The sequence below is a fragment of the Streptomyces bohaiensis genome (assembly GCF_012033785.1).
GTDB lineage: Bacteria > Actinomycetota > Actinomycetes > Streptomycetales > Streptomycetaceae > Streptomyces > Streptomyces bohaiensis.
The window spans coordinates 1-3,254 of sequence record NZ_JAAVJC010000393.1 but is presented as its reverse complement, the minus strand read 5'-3'; the positions used below and the strand labels follow the sequence as shown (position 1 = coordinate 3,254).

The 3,254-nt window shown below is 75.9% G+C and carries 2 protein-coding genes; both read right to left on the bottom strand.

Annotation, left to right across the window (positions count from 1 at the left end):
- Nucleotides 1–207: 207 nt before the first annotated feature.
- A complete protein-coding gene (locus HCN52_RS23105) occupies nt 208–2,268 on the bottom strand; it encodes an AfsR/SARP family transcriptional regulator (protein WP_168090375.1) in 2,061 nt (686 codons plus the stop codon).
- Between the two features lie 231 nt (nt 2,269–2,499).
- Nucleotides 2,500–3,198, bottom strand: a complete 699-nt coding sequence (locus HCN52_RS23100; RefSeq protein WP_245175384.1) for a hypothetical protein — start codon at nt 3,196–3,198, stop codon at nt 2,500–2,502.
- Nucleotides 3,199–3,254: the final 56 nt, after the last annotated feature.

Here is a 3,254-nt window from a genome sequence, read left to right as displayed (position 1 = left end):
GCGCCGGCCGTCGCGTCCGGACCTCCCGCGCTGCGGCAGTCGTCGGAGCGTGCGGGAGACCCCGCGTCGGCTCGGCTCGCGGCGTCGGACGCGGTCGGCCGCACGGCGGCGGGGCACCGTCGCACCGGGTTGCCTGCGGGCATCCCCGACCACGCGGCAGAGAGCCGGAGCCGCCGCCGCGGGCCCGGAGTGGGGTCTCCCACGCCCTCAGATCTGGACCGACGCGGCGTCCGGGTCGAACGGCTCCTCGCCGACCGGGGTCACCCGCAGCAGGCTCTCCTCGCGTCGGTTGAGGTCCTCCAGCAGTGCCTGCGCCTGCATGTCCTCCACCCGCGCCTCCTGCTCCCGCCCCAGGCCGCGGAGCCCGGTGGCGCGGCGGGTCCGCTGCTTCGCGACCATGAACGGGTCGAAGGGCTGCTCGGCGGCGTGGCCGAGCGCGCGGTCCGCCCAGTGGACCGCCTGCTCCCAGTCCTTGGTGGCGAGATGGTACTCGGCGAGGGCGCCCGCGCCGTAGGCGCGGAAGTACGGCACCCGGGCCGCCATGGCGTAGCCCTCGGTGAGCATCCGGTGGGCGCGGGCGAGGTTCCCGATGAGCAGGTGGCAGCGGCCCAGATTGTGGCGGATGGTGATGGAGAGTTCCGCCAGTCCGGCCGCCCTGGCCTGCTCGAGTGCTGCCGCCGACAGCTTCACCGCCTCGTCGAGCCGTCCCGCGGTGCCCAGGCAGGGCACCACCGCGCTGAGCGCGTAGAGCGCTTCCTCCTCCTCCCCCACCGACCGGAAGAGCTCGACGGCGCGCTCCAGCACCTCCACTCCGCGCGCGGGCTCCCGGCGCTGGCTGTGCACCCGGCCCAGCTGCGTCAACGCCACCGCTTCGGCGAAGACGTCCTCCCGCCGCTGCGCGACGCGCAGCGCGATCTCCGCGATGCGCCGCTGCACCCGCCAGGTGAGGCGGATGCGGAAGTAGCTCTCCATGGCGAGCAGCACTTCGAGGGCGAAGTCGCTCAGCGGACGCCCGGCGAGGGGGTCACCGTCGTCGTCGTACTCGGGTGCGGACAGCTGGTGGGCGAGGGCCAGCACCTCCTGCCGGGCGTGGTCGGCCCAGCCCAGCGACTCCTCGGCGGAGGTGAAGAGCCGGCCGTGCGGGAACCGGTCCGCGCCGTCCTGGTAGCGGCGGCGGTGCCGTTCCTGGAGCGACAGCGGGGAGTTGACGCGGTAGAGCGAGCCCAGGTACCAACGCGACAGCCCCGCCAGGTGCGCCCGGCGCCGCGCCTCGGGGAGCGCCGCCGCCTGGCGGGAGGCGACGGCGCGCTCCTCCGTGCCGAGCGCGTACAGTCCGGCGACCGGGCCGCCGGCGAGCCCGGCGGCGGTGAGCCGCTCCAGCGCCTGGGACGCCTCGCGCGGCGTGCATCCCGCCAGCGCGGAGACGGCGCCGGAGCTGTACTGGCGGACGTCCGCGATCCCCAGCAGCGGGAAGACGGAGGCGGCCAGGCGGCCACTCATCTCCGGGGAGGTGGCGAGGCGGTCCAGCCGCTCCGCGAGCCCGGTGGGGAGCATGGCGTCCGCGGCGCGCAACCCGGCCTCCACCAACCGCAGCTCGGCGGCACCGTCGCCCAATCGCTCGTACGCCAGGTGGAGTTCGGCGGCGGCGTCGGAGACGCGCCCCACCCGGTGCAGCGCCCGTACCAGGTGTCCGGCCAGCCGGACGCGCAGCGGGTGGTCGCGCACCAACGTGATGAGTTCCGGGAGCAGCTCCTCGTGCCGTCCGAGGGCGAGCCGCAGCTCGGCGCGCTCCTCCAGCGCGGTCAGCCGGAGGTCCGCGAGCCGGGGCAGTTCGGTTTCGCGCAGCGCCGTGGAACCCAGCCGGCCCAGCGGCGTTCCGCGCCACAGTGCCAGTGCCTGGTCGAGCAGGCGCACCGCCTCCTCGGGCGCGACGGCGGCGAGTTCGCGCGCGTGCACCAGCGCGGCGCGGAACCGCCCGAGGTCGGTCTCCTCGCGTGATATTCGCAGCAGATGCCCGCCGGCCACCTCCGGCAGCCGGCCGGCGGGCAGCAGGTCGCGCAACGCGCGGATGTGGCGCCGCAGCGCCGGTCGGGGTTGCGCGGGTGGGTGCGCTCCCCACAGGTTCCGGATCAGCTCGTCCTCGGGAACGGTCCGGTCGGCGCGCAGCGCGAGGGCGGCGAGAACCGACCGCTGGAGCGGGCCCCGCACCACGAGCGGCGATCCGTCGTCCGCCGACACCTCCAGCGGACCGAGCAGCCGGACGTCCACATGAACTCCCCAACCGACGGGACAACGGCGTCAGTTGCCCGGATCGGTGATCTTCGCACGGCCTTTCGCAGACCTCAAACCAGTCTGCGCCAAATTGTGTCGTGAATCGAGCCCGTGCGCGGGGCCCGGGCGGCGCACGGGCCGAACGGCCCGCCGGCGGGCACCGAACAGCACCGAACGGACATACGCCCCCGCGCGGCGGCCCGGTCGGGGCATGCGGGACCGCGCCGGTCAGGGCGTCAGCAGCTCCGTCTCCGCCGGAGCGATGTCCGGCCGCAGCACATGCCTGCCACCTGGCCGGAACAGTGCGATCTCCCCGTCACCGAGTTCCTCGGTGAACCGCCGCGCGTCCGTGCCGAGCACCCGGCCGGCCGCCTCCGCGTGGGACGCGCCGAGTGCCAGCACGACGTCCGCGCCCGACCAGAAGGCGGAACGCGCGGGCGCGGAGCGCGTCACGTGGAGGACGGTGCGCCACTGGCCGTCCGCCGCGGCGGCGGACGGCGCCCGCCGCTGGTCGGTCACCAGGACCTGCGGTCCGTCGCCGACGGTCGGCGGCTCGGGTTCGTGAGCGGGCCAGCCGGCTGCGGACGGCACCAGCTGCAGCCGGTCGCCCGCCGCCTCCTGCAGCAGGACCCACTTCTCCGGCACCCTGCTCACCGCGGTCACCCGCGCCCCGAGTGCCAGCAGCCGCAGTGCGAAGAGCCGACCGAACAGGGACTCGCCGAGCACCCCGACGCGCGTGCCGGCCGGACCCGGTGCGGGCAGCGACACGGCGTCCCCCTGCCGGTCCGTGCCCAGGTGCAGACCGGCGCGGGCAGGCGTCAGCCAGAACCCGCCCGCAGCTGCCGGCTCCCGCCGGTCGACGCCGGGGAGGGCCGCGGGTCGGGGCAGCCCGGGGGGCATGGTGGGCTCGGTGGTTCCGCCGCTCATGGGCGCTCCGTTCCGGGTGGAGGAGGTGAGGGGGCGTCCGGCGGGCTGCCGCCGGA